Source organism: Variovorax sp. FG153 (genome assembly GCF_057809595.1).
Map to the genome: position 1 here is coordinate 1 of NZ_JBMDKG010000040.1, position 22285 is coordinate 22285.

Here is a 22285-nt window from a genome sequence, read left to right on the forward strand (position 1 = left end):
CATGCAGCAGCACGCGCGGCTTGCGCTCGAGCACGCGGTTGAGCCAGGGCGGCGAGACGTCGAAGGTGCGCGCGAGGTCGTGGGCCACCACGAGCGGTTCGCCGCCGGTGGCCTTGCCGGGTTCGATCACGGCGCTCATCGCGTCACCTCCACGATCGGTTCCGCCGCCTCGGGCGTGGCGCGTTCGCCGGCCGCGAGCACGTCGTGATGCTTCGCCGCGATCTCGGCCTGGCCGGTGTGCGGATCGGTCGCGTCGTGCAGCCAGCAGGCGGCGCGCGTGGCGCCCGCGTGCATCAGCTCGGGCCGCTCCTCGAGGCAGCGCGCGAAGGTGCGCGGGCAGCGCGGGTTGTAGGCGCAGCCCCTGGGGATCGCATTGAGCCGCGGCATCGCGCCGTCGATCTGGTTCAGCCGCTCGCGGTCGCTCGCCATGTCGGGGATCGAAGCCATCAGGCCCGCGGTGTAGGGATGCGCCGCCTGGTGGATGACCTCGTGCACCGGGCCGATCTCGGCGATGCGGCCCGCATACATCACGGCCACGCGGTCGCAGGTCTCGGCGATCACGCCCATGTCGTGCGTGATCAGCATCACGGCCGCGCCGCGGTCCTTGCAGACGCGCTTGAGCAACTGGATGATCTGCGCCTGGATCGACACGTCGAGCGCGGTGGTCGGCTCGTCGGCCACGATCAGCTTGGGCTCGGCCGCGAGCGCGAGCGCGATCACCACGCGCTGGCGCATCCCGCCCGAGAACTGGTGCGGGAAATGGTCGATGCGCTGCTCGGCGGCGGGAATGCCGGTGTCCTGCAGCAGGCCGATGGCACGCTTGCGCGCTTCCGATTCGGTCACGGGCAGGTGGGTGCGGATGGTCTCGATGAGCTGTCGGCCCACCGTGTAGAGCGGGTTCAGCGAGGTCAGCGGGTCCTGGAAGATCGCGCCGATCTTGCGGCCGCGGATCGGCCGCATGGCGTCGAAGCCGAGGTTGTCGATGCGCTGGCCCTCGAGCAGGATCTGGCCGCCGGCCACGCGGCCCGGCGGCTCGAGCAGGCCGATGATCGAGGCGCCGGTGAGCGACTTGCCCGCGCCCGATTCGCCGACCACGCCGAGGATCTCGCCGGGTGCGATGTCGAAGGAGATGTCGTCGAGCGCGCGCAGGGTGCCGCGGCGGTTCGGGAATTCGACGACGAGGTTCTTGACCTGGAGCAGTGTCATGGCGTGTCTCCCGCTTCTTCAGCGCAGCCGCGGGTTGAGCGCATCGCGCAGCCAGTCGCCCAGCAGGTTCACGCTGAGCGCGATCAGCACCAGCATCGCTCCGGGGAACACGGTGATCCACCACTCGCCCGAGAACAGGTACTGGTTGCCGATGCTGATGAGCGTGCCCAGCGAGGGCGAGGTCGGCGGCACGCCGACGCCGAGGAAGGACAGCGTGGCCTCGGTGATGATCGCGGTCGCGACCTGGATCGTGGCCAGCACCATCACCGGCCCGAGCACGTTGGGCAGCACGTGGCGCAGCATGATGCGCAGCGGCGCGACGCCGGTGACGCGCGCGGCCTGCACGTATTCCTTGCTGCGTTCCACCAGCGTGGAGCCGCGCACGGTGCGCGCGTACTGCACCCAGCCGGTCAGCGAAATCGAGATGATGAGCACGCCGAAGGCCAGCGAATCGTTGGCATGCGGGAACAGCGCGCGGCCCACGCCGGCGATCAGCAGCGCGACCAGGATCGGCGGGAACGACAGCATCACGTCGCACAGCCGCATGAGGAAGGTGTCGAGCCAGCCGCCGAAGAAGCCGGCCAAGAGGCCCAGCACGACGCCGACGAAGACCGACAGCACCACCGACACCACGCCGACGATCAGCGAGATGCGCGCGCCGTAGATCACGGCCGAGAGGATGTCGCGGCCCTGGTCGTCGGTGCCCAGCAGGTACTTGGCCGAACCGTCGGTGGTCCAGGCCGGCGGCAGGCGCGCATCGCCGAGTTCGAGCGATGCGAGATCGAAGGGGTTGTGCGGCGACACCCAGCCGGCGAACACCGCGCAGAACAGGCAGGTCAGCGCGATCAGCGCCGCGACGATCGCCACCGGCGAGGTGCGGAAGCTGTAGCCGACGTCGCTGTCGAACCAGCGGACTATGGTTTTTTTCATCGTGGAAGCAAAAGGAATGGGCCCGCAAGAAGCGGGCCCATGGTCAGGCCGCAAGAGCAGCGAAGGGCCGCGTCAGGGCTTGACGCTCATCCACTTGAAATACATGAAGTTGTCGGCCAGCTGCACCAGCTCGACCTTCTTGCTCACGCCCCAGGCCAGCGACTGCTGGTGCAGCGGCAGCGTGCCGACGTCGTCCGCATGGATCTTGAAGGCTTCCTTGATCAGCTCGTTGCGCTTGGCCTTGTCGCTCTCGGACTGGATCTTCTTCGTGATCTCGTCGAGCTTCGGATTGCAGTAGGCGCCCAGGTTGAACTGGCCCGTGCCCTTGTCGTCGGGGCAGGAGGTCAGCGAGCTCAGTGCGTTGTGCGAGTCGTAGGTGGTCGGGGTCCAGCCCAGCATGTAGAAGCTGGTGTCGCGGCGCAGGATCTTCGGGAAGTAGGTGCCCTTGGTCTCGGCCACGAGGTTGATCTTGACGCCGATCTTCGCGAGGTTGGCGGCCACGCTCTGGCAGATCTGGCCGTCGTTGACGTAGCGGTCGTTCGGGCAGTTGAGCGAGACCTCGAAGCCGTTCGGATAGCCGGCCTCGGTCAGCAGCTTCTTGGCGGCCTCGACGTCGAAGGGCAGGCGCTTGTCCTGCTCGGCGGTCCAGCCGTTGATGCCGGGGCCGACCAGCAGGCCCGTGGGCCGCGAGGCGCCGCGCATCACGGTGCGCTGGATGCCGGCGATGTCGATGGCCTGGTAGAAGGCCTGGCGAACGCGCTTGTCCTTGAACGGGTTCTTGCCCTTGATGTTCGAGTACTGCAGCTCGTCGCGCTTCTGGTCCATGCCCAGGAAGATGGTGCGCAGCTCGGGGCCGGTGATCACGCGAGCGTTGGGCGCGGCGTTGATGCGCGCGATGTCCTGCACGGGCACCGGCTCCATCACGTCGACCTCGCCCGAGACCAGCGCGGCCACGCGGGTGGCGGGGTTGGCGATCGGCGTGAAGACGATCTCCTGCGCGTTGCCGTCGATCTTGCCCCAGTAGGTGCCGTTGCGCGTGAACACTGTGCGCACGTTCGGCTGGCGCTCGCGCACGCGGAACGGGCCGGTGCCGTTGGCCTTGAACGAGGCCGTGTTCTCGATGCCCTTGCGGCGGTCGACCGGCTTGGTGGCCTGGTTCTCCTCGCACCATTTCTTGCTCATGATCATCGTCAGCGAGATCACGTCGGGCAGGATCGGGAACGGGCCGTTGGTCTCGATCTCGACGGCGAGCTCGCCGACCTTGCGCACGGCCTTGATCTCGCTGAGCGTGGCCTTCATGTCGGAGCCGTCGCCCTGCGCGCGCGCGAAGCTGAACACCACGTCGTCGGCGGTGAACGGCGTGCCGTCGTGGAACACCACGCCCTTGCGCAGCTCGAAGCGCCAGACGTCGGGCGAGGTCTGTTTCCAGCTGGTGGCCAGAAGCGGCGCGAGGCTCAGGTCCTTGTTGCGGCCCACGAGGGTTTCGTAGACGTTCGCCGTCACGCTGAGCTGCAGCGATTCGTTGAGCGAGTGCGGATCGAGCGACAGCGCGTCGCCCTGGTTGGCGATGCGGATGGTCTGCGCGCCGGCGACCATGCTGACGGCGCCCAGGGCGCACACGACCGCGGCCGCGGCCACATTTCTTCTGAGACTCATGGGAAACACTCCTCGGGTTGGGATCAAAACAATCAAGGCGCCGCGGTGGCGGCAGCTCTCTCCGGCTGCCCGCCGCGGGTCGCGGCGAGCGGCATGCCCCGCTCGATCAGCCCCGCGTGCAACGCGGCGCCGAGCGGCAGGATCTCGTCATTGAAGTCGTAGCGGCTGTTGTGCAGGAAGGCGCCGCGGCGCGCGTCCTGGCCCAGGCGCAGGTAGGCACCGGCCTTCTTCTGCAGCATGAACGAGAAGTCCTCGGCGCCCATGCTGGGCTCGAGGCTGCGATCGACATTGGAGGCGCCGACCAGCGACTCGGCCACGTCGGCCGCGAACATGGCCTCGGGCGCGGTGTTGATGGTGGCCGGGTAGATGCGTTCGTACTTCAGCGTGGCGGTGGCGCCGAAGCCCGCGGCCACGGACTTGCAGAGCTCGCCGAGCCGCTGCTCGACCTGCGCCTGGACGCGCGCGCTGAAGGTTCGCACGGTGCCCACGAGGGTGGCCTCGCCCGGCACCACGCTGAAGGCGCCGAGGTCGCCCGCCTGCATCGCGCAGATACTGATCACGGCCGCGTCGATGGGCCGCACGTTGCGCGAGACGATGGTCTGCACCGCGGTGATCAGATGCGCCGCCACGGCCACGGGATCGACCGTGAGGTAGGCATGCGCGCCATGGCCGCCCTTGCCCTTGATCTCGATCGTGATGCGGTCGGCCGCGGCCATCATCGCGCCGCGGTTGATGCCGACCGTGCCGGCCGGCATCGCGGGCCAGTTGTGCATGGCATAGACCGACTGCACCGGGAAGCGGTCGAACAGGCCGTCCTCGATCATCACGCGCGCGCCGGCGTAGCCTTCCTCGCCAGGCTGGAAGATCAGCACCGCGGTGCCGTCGAAGTTGCGCGTCTCGGCGAGGTAGCGCGCGGCGCCCACGAGCATCGCCGTGTGGCCGTCGTGGCCGCAGCCGTGCATCAGGCCCTCGGTGGCGGAGCGCCAGCCGAAGTCGTTGTCCTCGCGCATCGGCAGCGCATCCATGTCGGCGCGCAGGCCGATCATGCGGCCGCTGGCGGTGGAGCGGCCGCGGATCACGCCGACCAGGCCGGTCTTGCCGATGCCCTCGTGGATCTCGTCGACACCGCAGGCGCGCAGCGCCTCGCGCACACGGCCCGAGGTGTAGACCTCCTCGAAGCCCAGTTCGGGATGCGCATGCAGGTCGCGCCGGAAGGCCTCGATCTCGGGGTAGAAGCTCGCGATGTGGGCGAAGGCGCGGCCGTTGGCCTGCAGGCGCGGAGTGGCCGCGGTGGGGGTGGCGCTCATGTCAGTGTCCTCCCGCCTTGCCGATGCGCAGCCGTGGATCGACCACGAAATACAGCAGGTCCACGATGAGGTTGATGGTGACGAAGATCAGCGCGATCAGGCACAGGTAGGCGGCCATCACTGGGATGTCGGCGAAGGTCACGGCCTGGATGAACAGCAGGCCCATGCCCGGCCACTGGAACACCGACTCGGTGATGATCGCGAAGGCGATGAGGCCGCCGAGCTGCAGGCCGGTGATGGTCATCACGGGCACCAGCGTGTTCTTGAGCGCATGGCCGAAGTGGATGGCGCGGTTCGAGAGGCCGCGTGCGCGCGCGAACTTGATGTAGTCGGTGCGCAGCACCTCGAGCATCTCGGCGCGCACCAGCCGCATGATCAGCGTGAGCTGGAAGATCGCGAGCGTGATCGCGGGCAGCACGATGTGCATCCAGCCGTCGGGCTTGAGCAGGCCGGTGGACCACCAGCCGATCTGCACGGTGTCGCCGCGGCCGAAGCTCGGGAACCAGCCGAGCGTGACGGCGAAGACCAGGATCAGCAGGATGCCGATCAGGAAGGTGGGCAGCGACACGCCGAGCAGCGAGACAGTCATGAAGACCTGGCTCATGAAGGTACCGCGGCGCAGCGCGGTGTACACGCCCATCGGGATGCCGACCAGCAGCGCGAGCACGGCCGCGACCAGCGCGAGTTCGAGCGTGGCAGGGAAGCGCTCGCCGATCAGGCGCGAGACCTTGGCGCCCTGGCGCAGGCTCAGGCCGAACTCGCCCTGCGCGGCATTCACCAGGAAATGCCAGAACTGCACGAAGAAGGGCCGATCGAGCCCCAGTGCGGAGCGCATTTCGCGGATCTGTTCGGGCCGGGCGTCCTGGCCCAGCAGGAACACGACCGGATCGCCCACGTATTGGAAGAGAAGGAAGGCGATGAACGCGACCGCGACCATCACGATCACGGCCTGGATCAGGCGGCGCAGTACGAAGGCAATCATTCAGTTCTGAAAAAGAGCAGGCATGCTAGCAGTGCAAACTGCGTGCCCGCACGGGGGTTCCCCCGGGGTGCACGCGCTTGGTGCGCATGCGATCTCGCAACGGTGCGCGAGGGTATCCCGGCATCGCCAGGGCCGCTGGAATGCCCATGAAAAAAAGCCGCTCGACTTGCGTCGAGCGGCTTTTTGATCTTTCGATTCGAAGCTGGCTTGCGCCAGCATCAAATTAGAAAGCGTGACGGATACCGAAGTCGTAACCCGTGGCGCTCTTCGGAGCGTACGTGTAGCCCGTCAGGGTGCCGTAGGCCGGCGAACCGCCGGTCGTGATGCCCATCACGCCAGGGTTGTTCTGGCCGTCCTTGATGGAGATGCGCGACAGCGTAGCGTACAGAGCCGTACGCTTCGACAGGTTGTGCACATAGCCAACAGCGAACTGGCTGGCGCGGCTGCTGCCGTTGTTGTAGAAGTTGAACGGCACGATGGCCGAGTCAGGCTTGTACTTGACTTGCGAGTACGAAGCGCGGATCAGGCCGGGGCCGACGGGGATCGTCGCACCGATCAGAGCGCCGTTGTACTTGTTCGACACGCCTTGCGTCAGCAGGTACGGGAAGCCACCCAGGGTGACCGTCGAGCTCAGGTTGTACGCGTCCTTGACTTGCGACAGTTCACCGAACAGCTTGACGGGACCGAAGTCGTACGAAGCGCCCAGGTTGAAGGTCTTCAGACGATCCTTGCCAGCGACGGTCAGGTCGGTCAGGCTGTCCTTGGTGTCGATGCCGTAGGCGGCTGCGACGTCCAGGGGACCATTCGCGTAGCCGAAGCGGCCACCGATGTAGCGACCCTTCTTCGACGGGCTGCCGTTGAGTTCGTCGGTCTTGACGTTCTCATGCAGAGCGTACTGGAACTGGCCGTAGAAACCGCCCAGGTTCGGGGGCAGGAAGTAGGCGATGGCGTTGCTGGTGCGGACATAGCTGTCCGAGCCTGCGGCGCCGTTCGGCGTACCGCCGTGCGTAGCAGCCAGGTTCACGTTGGTGCGGAAGATCGCGCTCGAACCGACACCGTTGGTGCCGAAGGGGTCGAACACGGTGTCGTTCCAGAACGTGGCGGTGTAGTCACGACCCAGACGGATTTCACCGAAACCACCCGACAGGCTCACGGTCGAGCGGCGAGCGAAGTTGGAGATACCACCCTTGCCGTCGTCGTTCGTGATCGGGGCTTCGAGCCAGAAGCTGGCTGCCAGGCCACCACCGAGGTCTTCCGTACCACGGAAGCCGATGCGGCTGGAGTTGTAGCCCGAGTTCGACAGAGCGGTCTGGCTGCGCTTGAGCGAGCCCGGCACCGTGAACGGAACCGCGAACGGGTTCGTGTAGTACAGATTGCTCTTGGTCGAATAGCCGCTGACTGCAGCGTCAACCACGCCGAACAGCGTCACGGACGATTGCGCCGAGGCAACACCGGCAACAGCCAGGGCAGCCAGAGCAACTAGAGATTTTTTCATTGCAAGTTTCTCCAAGGTTAAACATAGGGCTCCGGCGCGAAGGGCTCACCGTGACTGGCACTTCTGTGCTCCCACCGGACCCCGGGCCAACCTCCTTTTGGGAAGTTGTCGCTATTGCACCAGAGCCGCTGCGGCAGGGCAAAACAATTCGGCCGAAATCTCCTACCCTCCCCGCGTTTCGTTGCAGTGATGCAACAAAGGACTTAGGGCCTTTCCATCTCATGATGTGAAACAAACTTGCCGGAATTGGTGCTTTGGCAAGTTGCGTTCCAATCCCTTCATGACGACTTCGCTCGACCCCCTGCTGACCGCCGCCGATTCCGCGCTGCGGACGCTGTTCGCCCGTCCGCATGCCACCCGCGCGAGCCCCGTCCCCGCCCAGCCCGGCGGGGAATTGAGCGACACGGAGCGGCGCGAGGCCGGCGCGCTGATGCGCGTCAACCATGTCGGGGAAGTGTGCGCGCAGGCGCTCTACACGGCGCAGGCGGCCGTGGCGCGCGATCCCCTGCTGCGCGCGCAACTGCTCGAGGCAGCGCACGAGGAAACGGACCACCTGGCCTGGACGCGCGAGCGCCTGGACGCGCTCGGCGCACGCCCCTCGATGCTCAATCCACTCTGGTACGCGGGTGCTTTCGGGCTTGGCCTGGTCGCCGGGCGGCTCGGCGATCCGCTGAGCCTGGGCTTCGTGGCGGAAACCGAGCGCCAGGTCGAGGCCCACCTGGACAGCCACCTGGACCGGCTCCCCCCCGCGGACAGCGCTTCGCGCGCGGTGGTCGAGCAGATGAAGGCCGACGAGGCCCGGCACGCCGACAACGCCGTGGCCGCAGGCGCCGCCGAGCTGCCGCCGCCCGCCAAGGCCCTGATGCGCGTCGCCTCACGGGTGATGACGACCGTGGCGCACCGGATCTGACCCCCGGGAGGATCAGGCTTCGATCAGGTCGAAGCTGGTCGTGATCTCCGCGGTCTTGGCCAGCATGATGCTGGCGGAACAGTAGGTCTCATGGCTGAGAGCGATCGCTCGCTCCACCGCGGAGGCCGGAATTCCCTTGCCGGCCACGGTGAAATGCATGTGGATCTTGGTGAACACCTTGGGATCCTTCTCGGCCCGCTCGCTGGTCAGCTTGACGCTGCAGCGCTCCACCTGGTGGCGGCCGCGCTTGAGGATCAGCACCACGTCGTAGGCCGTGCAACCGCCGGTGCCGGCCAGCACCGTCTCCATGGGACGCGCCGCCAGGTTCTGGCCGCCGTTCTCGGGCTTGGCCGCATCGGGCGCCCCGTCCATCATCAGGACGTGGCCGCTGCCCGTCTCGGCCACAAAGCCCATCGACGACCGCGCGCCCGCATTGCCGGTCCAACTTACAGTGCATTCCATCTTTTTTTGAACTCCGGTTCCGGATGTCTGGCAAAAATCACGCCCGGCATCGTTATCTGTGTGGGAAAAGCGTCACTCGCTTGTTGCATCGCAACAAACAACCGATATACTTTATTTCATTGCGCACCCCGGTGCGTGCAAGTTGTCTCCTCCACCCTTCCAATTGGTGGATTTAGCCCCGAGCCGCAAGGCCCGGGGCTTTTTTCTTGGGCGCCGCGCCCACTCTAGCCATCCGCTCCGAAGGGCAGTTGCTCTGGCTGCCCTGGCTGTTGCCGGTGTTGCCTCGGCCCAGTCTTCCGTCACGTTGTTCGGTGTGGTCGATGCCGCAGTCAGCAACTACTCGACGAAGAGCACCTACTACAGCGCGCTCGCGAACCCCTTCCTGGTGGCACCCGTCGGCGTGAAGCAAAGCCAGACCGCGCTCTCGCGTTCGGGCTACAACTCCAGCCGCCTCGGCTTCCGCGGCACCGAGGACCTCGGCGGCGGCCTGGCCGCCAGCTTCTGGCTCGAGGCCCCCATCAGCAACGACGACGGCTCGAAGGGCGTCGCCGACTTCAGCCGCCGCTCGACCGTGAGCCTGTCGGGTGGTTTCGGTGAAGTCCGCCTCGGTCGCGACTACACCTCGACCTTCTGGAACGACACCGTGTTCGATCCGTTCGGCACCAATGGCGTCGGCACCAACCTCATCGCCACGATCAACAGCAACCTGTCGACCTCGTCCGGCCCCGGCTCCGCCGTGGACAAGACCGACAACTACTACCGCGCCAGCAACAGCATCGGGTACTTCCTGCCTCCGAACCTGGGCGGTTTCTACGGCCAGATCCAGTACGCGCTGCACGAGAACGTGAAGTCGAGCGGCCTGCCCGAAAGCCCGTCGACCAAGGGTCGCTACGTCGGCGGCCGCTTCGGCTACGCCAACGGCCCGATCGACGTGGCTGCCGCCTACGGGCAAAGCACCGCCGCCGACAGCGTGACCATCAACAACCTGTCGCTCATCACCGGCTCGCAGGATCGCAAGATCAGCACTTTCAACCTCGGCGCTTCGTACGACTTCGGTCCGGTCAAGCTCTTCGGCGAGGTGTCCCGCGTGAAGGACAAGAACGAAACGGGCGCGAGCTCGAGCTTCGTGAACCCCCTCACGCTGCAGTCGGTCCCCTACTTCGCCACCAGCTCGCAGAGCGACAAGTACAACGGCTACCTGCTGGGCGTGACGGTGCCGGTCGGCCCGGGCCTGATCCGCGCTTCGTACTCGACGGTCAAGTTCAAGAACGGCGCGCCGCTCAGCGTCGCGGAAGCGCTCTTCGGCGGCAACCGTGATGCTTCGGCCAACAAGCTCGCCATCGGTTACGTGCACAACCTGTCGAAGCGCACCGCGCTGTACGCCACGGTGGCTCGCATCCGCATCAAGGACGGCCAGAACAACCCCGGCGTGATGGGCGCGACCACGGGCGGCACCCCCGCTTACCTGGACGCCGCGAAGAACCTCGGCTGGGCTCCGCGCACGGCCACCGGTTACGACATCGGCATCCGCCACGCGTTCTAAGCCGACCTGAAAGAAGCCGATTCCGATGCTGGCTCCCGCCAGATCGAATCCTTCTCATCCCAAGCCGCCCGGTTCGCGCCGGGCGGCTTTTTGGTCGTCCGTGTCGAGCGTTCTGTCGACGCTCTTTCCGAATCCGCCTCTTCGGCGCCTGCGGCGCCGGCCTCAAGCCTCGAGGACCGGCGGGTTCATCGCAGCCCTCTCACACCGTGCGTCCCCGACGGCTTTGCAACAGCCCCACATTCATTTCCCCATTGAGCACCGACGCATAGAAGCGCTCGACCATGTTGACACTCGTTCTTGCATTGCGCGCCAAGGTCAGCATGTCGATGCCCTGCCCATAGAGCAAACGCAACGTGATGGCGGTATGGCGCAGGCAGTAGAGCGTGCGGTCCTGCCCCAGCGGCCCCTTCTCGATGCCCTCGACCTCGAGCACCCAGTGAAAGAGGAAGTTGAGCACCGCGAGCGCGTGCTCGCGGTTCTTGAGCTGCGGCAGGAAGATGTAGTCGTCCGCGCCATCGAAGCCGTGTCGCGCGCGGTGCGCGACGAGGCGTTCGTAGACACGCACCGCGGGCTGCAGGCTCACGATGGGCTGGCTGTGGCGCTTCGTCTCCGGCAGGTTCATGCGCAGGTAGACATGCTTCGCGCGCACCACTTCGATGTGCTTGTGCTTCATGAGCTTGATGTCGCTCGGCCGCACGAAGGTGTTGACCATCCAGCGGATCAGCCACGGCATCTCGTCGGGCATCACCAGCAGTTCGCGCGCGATCCAGAAGCGCTCGCCGGGCGCGAGTGCATCGAGCACGGGATGCGATCGGCCGCGCAACCTGCGCGCCGCGGCGATCAGTGCGCGGTACTCGGCCACGCTGAAGCTTCCGCGCGGCCGGCTGCGCACCTTCACCTTCGGAAACAGCGGCGCTTCGCGCAACACACCGATGTGCACGCCATGCATCACGACCTTGCGCAGCAGCACGAGGTACTGCGCGATCGTCGTGCTCGTGAAGCCCTCGTCGCCGAGCCGATCGATGAGCCGCTGCGCATCGCGAGTGCCGAACGCCTGCGCGGGCAAATCCCCCAGCAGCGGAAGGACATGCGCACGCAATCTGTTGCCCATCACCTGCCAGGTGGCGCGTCCTATCTCCCCACGTTGAACGCGCGCGGCCTCCGCGTGCATCAACTTTTCGGAAAGATCACTGACAGAAATTGATAACAGATTCTGTCCGTCTTTGAACTTTTCGGCGGCCGGTGGGACTGCGGGATAGGTGCGTCCAAAAAAACCGGAATCATTGGCGGCAGGCGCGTTGGGAAAGAGAGTTATGACATTTGTGTCCATGTCATCTCCCGTATGCAATCCCGATGCCTCTTATCATTCGTTGTTAACAAAATTCTCCCCAGGAACAATCGTGCGCCATGCACCCTCGTCGGCACTGACACCTGCTGACTATCTCCGAAAAATTCTCAACGCCCGCGTGTACGACGTGGCGGTCGAATCGGCCCTCGAAAAAGCGCGCGCGCTGAGCGAGCGAATCGGCAACACGGTGCTGCTCAAGCGCGAGGACCAGCAGCCCGTCTTCAGCTTCAAATTGCGCGGTGCCTACAACAAGATGGCGCACCTGAGCGCCGAGCAACTCGCCAACGGCGTGATCTGCGCATCGGCCGGCAACCATGCGCAAGGCGTGGCCCTCGGCGCGCGCAAGCTCGGCGCGCGCGCGGTGGTGGTGATGCCGGTGACGACGCCCAAGCTCAAGATCGATGCGGTGCGCGGCTTCGGCGGCGAGGTCGTGCTGCATGGCGACAGCTATTCCGACGCCTACACGCGCGCGCTCGAACTGCAGGCCGAACAGAAGCTGACCTTCGTGCACCCCTTCGACGATCCCGAGGTGATCGCGGGCCAGGGCACGATCGCGATGGAGATCCTGCGGCAGCACCAGGGCCGGCTCGATGCGGTCTTCGTCGCGATCGGCGGCGGCGGCCTGATCTCGGGCGTGGCCAACTACATCAAGGCCGTGCGTCCCGAGATCAAGGTGATCGGCGTGCAGATGAACGACTCCGACGCGATGATGCGATCGGTCGCGGCGCGCCAGCGCGTGACCTTGTCCGACGTGGGCCTGTTCGCCGACGGCACCGCCGTCAAGCTCGTGGGCGAGGAAACCTTCCGCGTCGCGAGCGACCTGGTGGACGACTACGTCTCGGTCGACACCGACGCGGTCTGCGCCGCGATCAAGGACGTGTTCGTCGACACGCGCAGCATCGTCGAGCCCTCGGGCGCGCTGGCGGTGGCGGCGATCAAGCAGTACGCGGCGCAGCATGGCCGCCATGGCGAGACCTACGCGGCGATCCTCAGCGGCGCGAACATGAACTTCGACCGCCTGCGCTTCGTGGCCGAACGCGCGGAAGTCGGCGAGGAGCGCGAAGCGCTGTTCGCGGTCACGATCCCCGAGGAGCGCGGCAGCTTCCGGCGCCTGTGCGAGCTGGTCGGCCAGATGCCGATCGGCGACGCCGACACGAACGCGGCCACTCCGGGCGGCGGCTTGCGCAACGTGACCGAGTTCAACTACCGCATCAGCGACGCGGCCCAGGCCCATGTCTTCGTCGGCCTCACGACCTCGACGCGCGGCGAGTCGGCGGTCATCGCCAGGGCCTTCGGCGAGAACGGCTTCGACGCGCTCGATCTCACGCACGACGAACTCGCCAAAGAACACCTGCGCCACCTCGTCGGCGGGCGCACCGGCCTCGCGCACGACGAGCGCCTGCTGCGCTTCATCTTCCCCGAGCGTCCCGGCGCGCTGCTCAAGTTCCTGAGCCTGATGCGTCCGAACTGGAACATCAGCCTGTTCCACTATCGCAACCAGGGTGCGGATTACGGCCGCATCCTGGTCGGCCTGCAGGTGCCCGCCGGCGACGGCGAAGCATTCGACGCTTTCCTCGAAACCCTGGGTTATCCCTACGTGGAAGAAACCGCGAACCCCGCGTACCGCCTGTTCCTCCAGGCCTGAAAGAAGAAAACCGGCGCGCTGCCGGTTTTTTTCTTTCCGCCCAACGCGGCGCTACTGCGCGGTCGCCCCGCCCTGCCCGGGCTGCGGCATTGCCGCCCCGTCCGGCTGCGGCTGCGGCTGCAGCGCGGCGGCGGCAGGCGCCATCGCGGGCATGGTCGCAGGCAGTACGCCAGGATTCGGAGGCGCCTGCATCACGGGTGCCGAACCGATCGGCGGCGGCACGCTCACGTTGATCGGCGCCTTCACCGGCAGCTGCAAGGTGAACGCGGCCGGCGCATCCATCCGCGTGCCCAGCGTCGCCGAGCGCAGTCCGACCGACTGCAGCACGTAGCCCTCGCCGACACGCGAGCCCACGCGGAAGGGCCGCGGCGGCTTGCCGTCGATGGCGATCAGCGCCGCGCCCTGGCTCGAGGGGTCGGCCACCACGCCCGCGAGCGCGAAGCGGCTGGCCGCCTCGGGCGCCACCGGCGCGTTGCTCGAGGCCGGCAGCACGCCGAAGATCCGCGCCACCGCGTCGTTGTCGGCCGCCGCGGCGGGCCGTCCGGCGGCAGCGGCCGCGGCGACGGTCTGCACCGGCGACGCCAGCCGCAGACCCCAGAACACGGCCGCACCGGCCGCGAGCGCCCACAGGCCCGTGGTTGCGAGGGGCGCATGCCAGCGCGCGGCGGTATAGGGACTTGTCATGGCCGCGGATTATCATGCAGCGCGCTTTCCGAACCATGTCACCGAAATCCATGACCAAACTCCTTCGCGCCGCCACCCGTTCCGCCCAGCGCGGCTTCACGCTGATCGAGCTGATGGTGGTGCTCGTCATCATCGGCGTGCTGGCCGCGCTGATCGTGCCGAACGTGATCGAGCGGGCCGATGACGCCCGCGTGACGGCCGCCAAGACCGACATCAACAACCTGATGCAGGCGCTCAAGCTCTACCGCCTCGACAACCAGCGCTATCCCACGGCCGAACAGGGCCTGCAGGCGCTGCTGGTGCGCCCGACCACCGGCCCGGCGGCCCCCAACTGGAAGCCTTACGTCGAAAAGCTCCCGAACGACCCCTGGGGTCATCCCTACCAGTACATGAACCCAGGCATCAAGGGCGAAATCGACGTGCTCTCGCTCGGCGCCGATGGACAGGCCGGCGGCGAGGGCAAGAATGCCGACATCGGCAGCTGGCAATAGACGCCGCGCCGGCCGCCGGGCCGCGGGCTTCACGCTGATCGAACTGATCGTGGTGATCGCGGTGATCGCGATCGCCACGGCCGGCGTGAGCTTCGCGATGCGCGACAGCGGCCAGGCCCGGCTCGACCGCGAGGCCGACCGCCTCGCCGCGCTGCTCGAATCGGCCCGCGCCCAGTCGCGCGCCAGCGGCATCGCGGTGCGCTGGCGCCTGGTCGAGGGCGGCAGCTTCGTGTTCGACGGCCTGCCGCCCGGCACGCTGCCCAACGGCTGGGCCTCGCAGGGCATGACGGCGCAGGCCTTCTTCGCCAACGGCATTCCGGTCGCGGCGCTGCTGCTCGGCCCCGATCCGATCATCGCGCCCCAGCAGGTGCTGCTGTCCTCCGACGGCCCGCCCGCGCGCACCTTGCGCATCGCGACCGACGGCCTGCGCCCCTTCTCGGTCAGCAATCCATGAGGCAGCGCGCCCCCCGCGCCGCGGCCGCCGCGCGGCGCCGCCGCGGCTTCACGCTGATCGAGGTGCTGATCGCGCTCGGCATCGTCGCGCTCGCGCTGGCCGCGGGCTCCGAGGCGACGATGGCGCTCACGCGCAACGCGCAGCGCCAGTCCGACCTGCTGCTGGCCGACCTGTGCGCCGAGAACGAACTGGCCAAGGCCCGGCTCGCGCGCCAGATGCCGGGGGTGGGCATCTCGGGCTCCATCTGCGCCCAGGCCGGCGCGAGCTTCAACGTGACGACCACCGTGTCCCCCACGCTGAATCCCAATTTCAACCGCGTCGACGTGCAGGTGCGCGACGCGGTCGATGCGCCGATCCTGCGCCTGTCGACGGTGGTGGGGCGCTACTGATGAACCGCAGGCCTGCCCGCACAACCCGCGCCCGCGGCTTCACGCTGATCGAGCTGCTGGTCGCGATCGCGGTGATGGCGCTGCTCGCGCTGGTCAGCTGGCGTGGGCTCGACGGCATGTCGCGCGCCACCTCGCAGAACCAGCTGCGCGCCGACGCGGTGCTCACGCTGCAGACCACGCTGGCGCAATGGAGCACCGACCTCGACGCGGTGGTCGCGCTCGCGCAGACGCGGCCGATCGACTGGGACGGCCGCGTGCTGCGCCTCACGCGCAGCGGCGGCGACGCCGCCAACCCCGGCGTGCTGGTGGTGGCCTGGACGCTGCGCGCCGGCCCCGACGGCGTGCGCTGGCGCCGCTGGCAGTCGCCGCCCTTCAGCACCCGTGGCGCCTGGCAGCAGGCCTGGGCCCAGGCCGCCGCGTGGGCGCAGGAAAACGCCGGTGCGCAGGGCAGCTACGGCGGCCCCAACGGCTTCAGCGACACGGTGCTGATCCCGGTGCAGAGCTGGCAGCTCTACTACTTCCGCAACGACGTCTGGGTGCCCGCGAGCGAACTGCAGGCCACGCCGGCCAATCCGCAGGCACCGACCGGCTCGATCGTCAGCATGCCCGACGGCGTTCGGCTGGTGCTCACCCTGCCGCCGGGCGACGGCCTCTCGGGCACGCTCACGCGCGACTGGGTGCGGCCCACCGTGGGATCGCAACGCTCATGACGCCACGCCACCACCAACGCCATCGGCAGGCCGGCGCCGCGCTGCTGGCCGCGATGCTCACCGTGACGCTGGTCGCCACCTTCGCCGCCGCCGCGCTGTGGCAGCAGTGGCGCGCGTCCGAGGTCGAATCGGCCGAGCGCGCGCGCGTGCAGGCGGCCTGGGTGCTGGTCGGCGCGCTCGACTGGTCGCGCCTGATCCTGCGCGAGGACGGCCGCGCCGGCGGCCCCGACCACCTGGCCGAGCCCTGGGCCGTGCCGCTCGAGGAAGCGCGGCTCACCAGCTTCCTGGCGGCCGACAAGAACGTCTCGAGCGACCAGCTCGAGGGCCTGCCCGATGCCTTCCTCTCGGGCCGCATCGTCGATGCGCAGTCCAAGCTCAACGTGCTGACGCTGGTGAATGCGGGCAAGCCGGTGCCAGCGGCGGTCGCCGCCTTCACCAAGCTGTTCGGATTGCTGAACCTGCCGGGCGCCGAACTCAACGCGATGGTCGCCTCGCTGACGCGCACCCTGAACACCACCACCGATGCCTCGGCCGGCGCACCGGCCGACGACGGCGCCAGCGCGCCGCTGATGCCGCAGGAGGTGTCGCAGCTCGTGTGGCTCGGCCTCTCGCCTGCGACCGCGGCCGCGCTCGAGCCCTACGTCACGGTGCTGCCGATCCGCACGCCGATCAACCTCAACACGGCGTCCGCCGAAGTCATTGCCGCCAGCCTGCCCTCGCTCACCATCGCCAACGCGCGCCAGCTGGTGGAACGACGCACGCGCACGTACTTCAAGACCTTCGCGGACGCCAATGCCGGCCTGCCCGCCGACGGCGGCCTGTTCAACGCCGAGCAGCACGGCGTCGCCACGCAGTTCTTCGAGGTCTACGGCCGCCTGCGCATCGACCGCACCTGGGTCGACGAGCGTTCGCTGCTGCAACGCGATGGCGTCACCGTCAAGACCTTGTGGCGTACGCGCGGCACCGGCGCCACCTACACCTCGGTCAAACCCTGAGGCCCGTTACATTTTTCCGAGCATAAACGCCTTCCAACGCCCGTCACATCTGTCAGGTACGCTATGAAAAACGTAGTGCGCCTTTGTAAGACGCCCACCTACAATCACCGGCTTTTCCCCACACCCCCATGACCCCGCTGCTGCTCATCGCTCCCCTGCCTCCGGCCGACGCCGCGGGCGAGTACGACTGGGCCCAGGCCGGCGACGACGGCATCGTGCTGCGCGACCATGGCCGCGCACTGCTCGCGCTGCTGCCCTCGGGCAGCGAGGTCACGCTCGGCGTGCCGTCGACCGCGCTCTCGTGGCACCGCGTCACGCTGCCCAAGGGCAGCATGGGCAGCGCCTCCAAGCTGCGCGCCGTGCTCGATGGCCTGCTCGAGGAACACCTGCTCGACGACCCCGAGGCGCTGCACTTCGCCCTCGAGCCCGAGGCGCGCGCCGGCGATCCGGTGTGGGTCGCGGCCTGCAACCGCATCTGGCTGCGCTCGGTGGTGCAGGCGCTCGAGGCCAGCGGCCGGCGCGTCACCCGCATCGTTCCCGAGTTCGCGCCGCAGCCGGCCGACGGCCCGCCGCAGTTGCTGATCACCGGCGAGCCCGAAGCCCCGCAGCTCACGGTCTGCGACGCCGATGGCGTGGTCTCGCTGCCGCTCGCGGGCGCCGGCCTCGCGCTCTCGGCCGGCCTGCCGGCCGACACCGCCGTGATCTCGGCCGAGCCGGCCGTGGCCGCGGCGGCCGAACGGCTGCTCGAGCAGCGCGTGCCGATCGTGCAGGCGCCGCAGCGCTGGCTGCAGGCCGCGCGCTCGCGCTGGGAGCTCGCGCAGTTCGACCTCGCGGTCACGGGCCGCGCGCGCGCCGGCAAGAAATTCGCCTCCGTGGTCCAGACCCTGCGCTACGCGCCCGAATGGCGCGCCGCGCGCTGGGGCGCGGTGGTGCTGGTGCTGGTGCAGCTCGTCGGCCTCAACGCCTGGGCCTGGAAGGAGCGCAGCGCGCTCGAGGCCAAACGCGAAGCCGTCAAGGGCGTGCTCACGCAGACCTTCCCCGCCGTCAAGCTGGTGGTCGACGCGCCGGTGCAGATGCAGCGCGAAGTCGCCGCGCTGCAGCTCGCCGTGGGCGACGTGACCAGCGGCGACTTCGAACCCATGCTCGGCGCGCTCGCCGGCAATCTTCCGCCGGGCCGCGTGCCGAGCGCCATCGACTATGTGGCCGGCCAGTTGCGTCTGCGCGGCCTCGGGCTGCAGCCCTCCGAGGTTTCGCAGCTCACGTCCGCGATGGCGCCGCGCGGCTACGGCGTGCGCACCGAGGGCGATCTGCTGCTGGTACAGGCCGAGGCCACCCGATGAAATTCACCGAAGAACTCAAGGCCCGCTGGGCCGTCCTCGCGATGCGCGAGCGCCGCATGGTGATCGCCGCCGTCTCGCTGGTGGCGCTGGCCCTGCTGTGGTGGATCGCGCTCGCGCCCGCGCTGCGCACCCTCTGGGCCGCGCCGGCCGAGCACGCGAAGCTCGACGCGCAGCTGCAGCAGATGGCCACCCTGCAGAACCGCGCCAAGGCGCTGCAGTCGCAACCGCGGCTGGCGCGCGACGACGCGCTGCGCGCGCTCGAGACCTCGGTGCGCCAGGGCATCGGCGCCAGCGGCCAGCTGATGACCGGTGGCGGCGGCTCCGGCGACGTCGCCACCGTCACGCTGCGTCCCACCGCCGCCGACGCGCTCGCGCAATGGCTCGCGCAGGCGCGCGGCAATGCCCATGCGGTGCCGCGCGAGGCGCATCTCACGCGCGCCGTCGCCGCCACGCCGACCCCGCCCACCGGCCCGGCGCAGGCCGCCGCGCGCGACAAGACGCCCGAGCCGCCGCAGATCCGCTGGGAGGGCACCCTCGTCATGACGCTGCCGGCCGCGCGATGAGCCGCCCCCTCCACCGGTGCCCCCGTCCATGCTGACGCGCGCCCCGCTGTCTTCCCCCAAGCCGCGCCGCGGCTGGCGCTGGGCCGTGCTCGGCATCGTCGTCGGCGCGCTGGTCGCGCTGGTGCTGTTCGCGCCCGCGCGCTGGCTCGCGGCCGGCCTCTCGAGCTGGAGCGACGGCCGGCTGCTGCTGGTCAATCCGCGCGGCACGGTCTGGAACGGCGCCGCGGCCGTGGTGTTCGCGAGCGGCGCGGGCGGCGGCGAAGCCGTCTCGCTGCCCGGCACGCTCAACTGGCGCCTGCGGCCGGGCTGGGGCGGCGTATCCGCCTCGCTCGACCTGCCCTGCTGCGCCGCCCAGCCGCTCGAACTGCGCGCCGGCCCGCGCGCCGGCGGCGTGCAGATCGACTGGGGCGACGGCCGCTCGCGCTGGCCCGCCACCATGCTCAGCGGCCTCGGCGCGCCCTGGAACACGCTCAAGCTCGAAGGCACGCTCGACCTCTCGACGCGCGCCTTCTCGCTGCGCACCGACGGCCCGGTGCTGCGCATCGCGGGCCAGGCCACGCTCGACGCGACCGACGTTTCCTCCAGCCTCTCGACCCTGCGGCCGATGGGCAGCTACCGCCTCGCGCTCGAGGGCGGCAACCGCCCCTCGCTGCTGCTGAGCACGCGCCAGGGCAGCCTCGAGCTCAACGGCAGCGGCAGCTGGAACGGCACCGCATTCCGCTTCAACGGCGAGGCCAGTGCCGCGCCGGGCAGCGAAGACGCTCTCTCCAACTTGTTGAACATCATCGGGCGGCGCGACAACGCGCGCTCGATCATCACCCTGGGTTGACCTGACCATGACGACGCCCCTGAGCTCCTTCCCCCGCGCCCCCCGTGGCCTGGTCGCGCATGCGGTCCGGCTGCTGATCGCCGCCACCTTCCTGCAGGCCGCGCCGCTCGCGCTGATGCCGGCCTTCGCGCAGGGCGAGGCACCACGCCGCGGCGAGCCGATCACGCTGAACTTCGCGAACGCCGACATCGAGGCCGTGGCGCGCACCATGGCGGTGGTCACCGGGCGCGACGTGGTGGTCGATCCGCGCGTGAAGGGCACGATGAACCTCGTGACCGACCGCGCGATCCCGCCCTCGGCCGCCTTCAACCAGTTCGCCTCGGCGCTGCGGCTGCAGGGCTTCGCGGTGGTCGAGGCCGACGGCCTCTACAAGATCGTGCCCGAGGCCGACGCCAAGCTGCAGACCAGCACCGTCACCACCACCACGGGCGGCACCGCCGCGGTGGCGGGCAACCAGATCATCACGCAGATCTTCCGCCTCAACTACGAGTCGCCGAACAACCTGCTGCCGGTGCTGCGGCCGCTGATCCCGCCGAACAACACCATCAACGTGAACCCGGGCAACAACTCGCTCGTGATCACCGACTACGCCGAGAACATGCGCCGCCTCGCGCGCATCATCGCGGCGCTCGACGTGCCCAACGCCTCCGACATCGACGTGATCCCGCTCAAGCACTCGATCGCCACCGACATCGTGCCGCTGATCCAGCGCCTGGTCGACGGCGGCGGCGCCACCGGCCAGCCCGGCGCGGCCGCGGCCCCGGGCGGCACGGATGCCTCGTTCCGCACCACGCTGATGGCCGATCCGCGCAGCAACGCGCTGATCCTGCGCGCGGCCAACCCGGCGCGCGCGGCGCTGGTGCGCACGCTGGTCGAGAAGCTCGACCGACCCGCCATCGACAGCAGCAACGGCGCGGCCGGCAACATCTACGTGGTCTACCTGAAGAACGCCGACGCGGTACGGCTCGCGGCCACGCTGCGCGCGGCGATGGCGGCGGCGCAGACCAACAACCAGGGCCAGCCCGGCGCGGCCGGCGGCGCCGGCGCGGCCGCGGCACAGTCGCAGCCCAACCTGTCGGCCGCCATGCCGGTCAACTTCGGCAACAGCAACTCGCAGAACGGCAGTTCGCCGCAGGCGAGCGCTCCGCTCAACAACGCCAACCAGCCCTCGACCGGCGGCCAGATCCAGGCCGACCCGTCGACCAACTCGCTGATCATCACCGCGCCCGAGCCGCAGTACCGCCAGATGCGCGCCGTGATCGACAGGCTCGACGGCCGCCGCGCCCAGGTCATGATCGAGGCGCTGGTGGTCGAGGTGAACGCGACCAAGGCCGCGCAGTTCGGCGTGCAATGGCAGAGCGCGCTCGGCAACAACGCGGTGCTCGGCACCAACTCGAGCCTGACCGGCACCAACCTGCTGGCGCTCACGGCGGCGATCGCCACGCGCAACCCGCAGGGCATCTCGCTGCCGCAGGGCTTCAACATCGGCATCGGCGGCAAGATCGGCGGCCACTACGTGCTGGGCGCCATCGCCAACTTCTTCGCCAGCGACAACGACACGAACGTGCTGTCCACGCCGAACCTGCTGACGCTGGACAACGAGGAGGCCAAGATCGTGATCGGCCAGAACGTGCCCTTCCCGACCGGCTCCTACTCGAACCCCACCACGGGCGGCCTCAACCCCTTCACCACCGTCGAACGCAAGGACGTCGGCCTCACGCTGCGCGTGCGCCCGACCATCAACGAGAACGGCACCGTGAAGATGAGCATCTTCCAGGAGATCTCCACCGTGCTGCCCGGCAGCCTGACCGACCCGAACGGCCCCACCACCAACAAGCGCTCGCTCGAATCGAGCGTGCTGGTGGAAGACGGCGGCCTGGTCATGCTGGGCGGCCTGCTGTCCGACAACTACGGCAACAAGATCGAGAAGGTGCCGCTGGCCGGCGACATCCCGGTCGTGGGCAACCTGTTCAAGAACGAGACCCGCTCGCGCGAGAAGAACAACCTGATGATGTTCCTGCGTCCGGTCGTGATGCGCGACGCCGCCTCCACCGAGGCCTTCGCCTTCGACCGCTACGACCAGATCCGCGCCCTGCAGGTCCAGGCCCAGCCCGACACCGGCAACCCGATGCTCAACAAGGTCGACGCCGCGCCGATCCTGCCCGACACGCCGCTGACGCGCGCGCCGCGCGCTCCCTCGGGCAGCCTGCGCGAGGAAGGCACGCAGCTGATCCCGCCGCCGATCCCCGCGCCCGACAACCGCAAGCTGCCGGCCAGCCCGCTGCGCGGCGCCCTGCCGCCCACCGCCGACCCGGCCACGCAACGCGAAATGCCCTGAGGCCCGAA

The 22285-nt window shown here is 68.7% G+C and carries 21 protein-coding genes and 1 pseudogene; 12 read left to right on the plus strand and 10 right to left on the minus strand.

Features of this window, described 5'->3' with window-relative positions; translation table 11 throughout:
• The 7 genes and pseudogenes from ACODT0_RS31595 to ACODT0_RS31625 all read right to left on the minus strand — a co-directional run.
• Window positions 1-139 (minus strand): annotated as a pseudogene (locus tag ACODT0_RS31595) (ABC transporter ATP-binding protein); the annotation flags it as partial.
• The gene (locus ACODT0_RS31600) at window positions 136-1206 is read right to left on the minus strand and encodes an ABC transporter ATP-binding protein (protein WP_057594094.1); all 1071 of its coding nucleotides are present in this window, start codon (window positions 1204-1206) and stop codon (window positions 136-138) included. The gene ACODT0_RS31600 and the pseudogene ACODT0_RS31595, both read right to left, overlap by 4 nt.
• A gap of 18 nt (window positions 1207-1224) precedes the next feature.
• A complete protein-coding gene (locus ACODT0_RS31605; protein WP_057594095.1) occupies window positions 1225-2136 on the minus strand; it encodes an ABC transporter permease in 912 nt (303 codons plus the stop codon).
• Window positions 2137-2208: 72 nt separating this feature from the next.
• The gene (locus tag ACODT0_RS31610) at window positions 2209-3792 is read right to left on the minus strand and encodes an ABC transporter substrate-binding protein (protein ID WP_203204548.1); all 1584 of its coding nucleotides are present in this window, start codon (window positions 3790-3792) and stop codon (window positions 2209-2211) included.
• Between the two features lie 32 nt (window positions 3793-3824).
• Window positions 3825-5099 (minus strand): M20 aminoacylase family protein, encoded by a 1275-nt coding sequence (locus ACODT0_RS31615; protein WP_489043097.1) that lies wholly within the window; start codon window positions 5097-5099, stop codon window positions 3825-3827.
• Window position 5100: 1 nt separating this feature from the next.
• On the minus strand, window positions 5101-6081 hold the full coding sequence (locus ACODT0_RS31620; protein ID WP_489043098.1) for an ABC transporter permease: 981 nt from the start codon (window positions 6079-6081) through the stop codon (window positions 5101-5103).
• A 223-nt stretch (window positions 6082-6304) separates the two neighbouring features.
• Window positions 6305-7576, minus strand: a complete 1272-nt coding sequence (locus ACODT0_RS31625; protein WP_296731284.1) for a porin — start codon at window positions 7574-7576, stop codon at window positions 6305-6307.
• Between the two features lie 280 nt (window positions 7577-7856).
• On the opposite strand from ACODT0_RS31625, the gene coq7 reads away from it, so the two are divergent.
• The gene (gene coq7, locus ACODT0_RS31630; protein ID WP_057594100.1) at window positions 7857-8486 is read left to right on the plus strand and encodes a 2-polyprenyl-3-methyl-6-methoxy-1,4-benzoquinone monooxygenase; all 630 of its coding nucleotides are present in this window, start codon (window positions 7857-7859) and stop codon (window positions 8484-8486) included.
• Between the two features lie 12 nt (window positions 8487-8498).
• Here coq7 and ACODT0_RS31635 read toward each other — a convergent pair whose 3' ends face one another.
• Window positions 8499-8948: an OsmC family protein gene (locus tag ACODT0_RS31635; protein WP_057594099.1), complete on the minus strand. Its 450-nt coding sequence runs from the start codon at window positions 8946-8948 to the stop codon at window positions 8499-8501.
• A gap of 253 nt (window positions 8949-9201) precedes the next feature.
• On the opposite strand from ACODT0_RS31635, the gene ACODT0_RS31640 reads away from it, so the two are divergent.
• A complete protein-coding gene (locus tag ACODT0_RS31640) occupies window positions 9202-10491 on the plus strand; it encodes a porin (RefSeq protein ID WP_489043112.1) in 1290 nt (429 codons plus the stop codon).
• 199 nt (window positions 10492-10690) lie between these two features.
• On the opposite strand, the gene ACODT0_RS31645 is transcribed toward ACODT0_RS31640, so the two are convergent.
• Window positions 10691-11821, minus strand: coding sequence for a hypothetical protein (locus ACODT0_RS31645; protein ID WP_057594102.1), 1131 nt, complete (start codon window positions 11819-11821; stop codon window positions 10691-10693).
• Window positions 11822-11891: 70 nt separating this feature from the next.
• Here ACODT0_RS31645 and ilvA point away from each other — a divergent pair, with 70 nt between their 5' ends.
• Window positions 11892-13484, plus strand: a complete 1593-nt coding sequence (gene ilvA, locus ACODT0_RS31650; RefSeq protein WP_261209598.1) for a threonine ammonia-lyase, biosynthetic — start codon at window positions 11892-11894, stop codon at window positions 13482-13484.
• 51 nt (window positions 13485-13535) lie between these two features.
• Here the strand turns inward: ilvA and ACODT0_RS31655 are convergent, their stop codons facing one another.
• On the minus strand, window positions 13536-14168 hold the full coding sequence (locus ACODT0_RS31655; protein WP_261209597.1) for a type II secretion system protein N: 633 nt from the start codon (window positions 14166-14168) through the stop codon (window positions 13536-13538).
• Between the two features lie 50 nt (window positions 14169-14218).
• Between ACODT0_RS31655 and gspG the strand changes: the two genes are divergently transcribed.
• From gspG to gspD, 9 genes are all read left to right on the plus strand, one after another.
• A complete protein-coding gene (gene gspG, locus ACODT0_RS31660; protein ID WP_057594104.1) occupies window positions 14219-14659 on the plus strand; it encodes a type II secretion system major pseudopilin GspG in 441 nt (146 codons plus the stop codon).
• Window positions 14634-15113, plus strand: a complete 480-nt coding sequence (locus ACODT0_RS31665) for a prepilin-type N-terminal cleavage/methylation domain-containing protein (RefSeq protein WP_057594105.1) — start codon at window positions 14634-14636, stop codon at window positions 15111-15113. The genes gspG and ACODT0_RS31665 overlap by 26 nt, the downstream gene beginning before the upstream one ends.
• Window positions 15110-15502, plus strand: coding sequence for a type II secretion system minor pseudopilin GspI (gspI, locus tag ACODT0_RS31670; RefSeq protein WP_057594106.1), 393 nt, complete (start codon window positions 15110-15112; stop codon window positions 15500-15502). The genes ACODT0_RS31665 and gspI overlap by 4 nt, the downstream gene beginning before the upstream one ends.
• Window positions 15502-16212 carry a PulJ/GspJ family protein gene (locus ACODT0_RS31675; RefSeq protein ID WP_261209592.1) on the plus strand — a complete coding sequence of 237 codons (711 nt, stop codon included), beginning with the start codon at window positions 15502-15504 and terminating at the stop codon, window positions 16210-16212. Before gspI ends, ACODT0_RS31675 begins: the two co-directional genes overlap by 1 nt.
• The gene (gspK, locus tag ACODT0_RS31680; RefSeq protein ID WP_057594108.1) at window positions 16209-17207 is read left to right on the plus strand and encodes a type II secretion system minor pseudopilin GspK; all 999 of its coding nucleotides are present in this window, start codon (window positions 16209-16211) and stop codon (window positions 17205-17207) included. Before ACODT0_RS31675 ends, gspK begins: the two co-directional genes overlap by 4 nt.
• Before the next feature lie 128 nt (window positions 17208-17335).
• Complete coding sequence (gene gspL / locus ACODT0_RS31685) at window positions 17336-18547, plus strand: type II secretion system protein GspL (RefSeq protein WP_057594109.1); 1212 nt, start codon at window positions 17336-17338, stop codon at window positions 18545-18547.
• Window positions 18544-19110 carry a type II secretion system protein M gene (locus tag ACODT0_RS31690; protein ID WP_057598076.1) on the plus strand — a complete coding sequence of 189 codons (567 nt, stop codon included), beginning with the start codon at window positions 18544-18546 and terminating at the stop codon, window positions 19108-19110. The genes gspL and ACODT0_RS31690 overlap by 4 nt, the downstream gene beginning before the upstream one ends.
• Before the next feature lie 28 nt (window positions 19111-19138).
• On the plus strand, window positions 19139-19939 hold the full coding sequence (gene gspN / locus ACODT0_RS31695) for a type II secretion system protein N (RefSeq protein ID WP_489043099.1): 801 nt from the start codon (window positions 19139-19141) through the stop codon (window positions 19937-19939).
• A gap of 7 nt (window positions 19940-19946) precedes the next feature.
• On the plus strand, window positions 19947-22277 hold the full coding sequence (gene gspD / locus ACODT0_RS31700; RefSeq protein WP_057597893.1) for a type II secretion system secretin GspD: 2331 nt from the start codon (window positions 19947-19949) through the stop codon (window positions 22275-22277).
• Window positions 22278-22285: the final 8 nt, after the last annotated feature.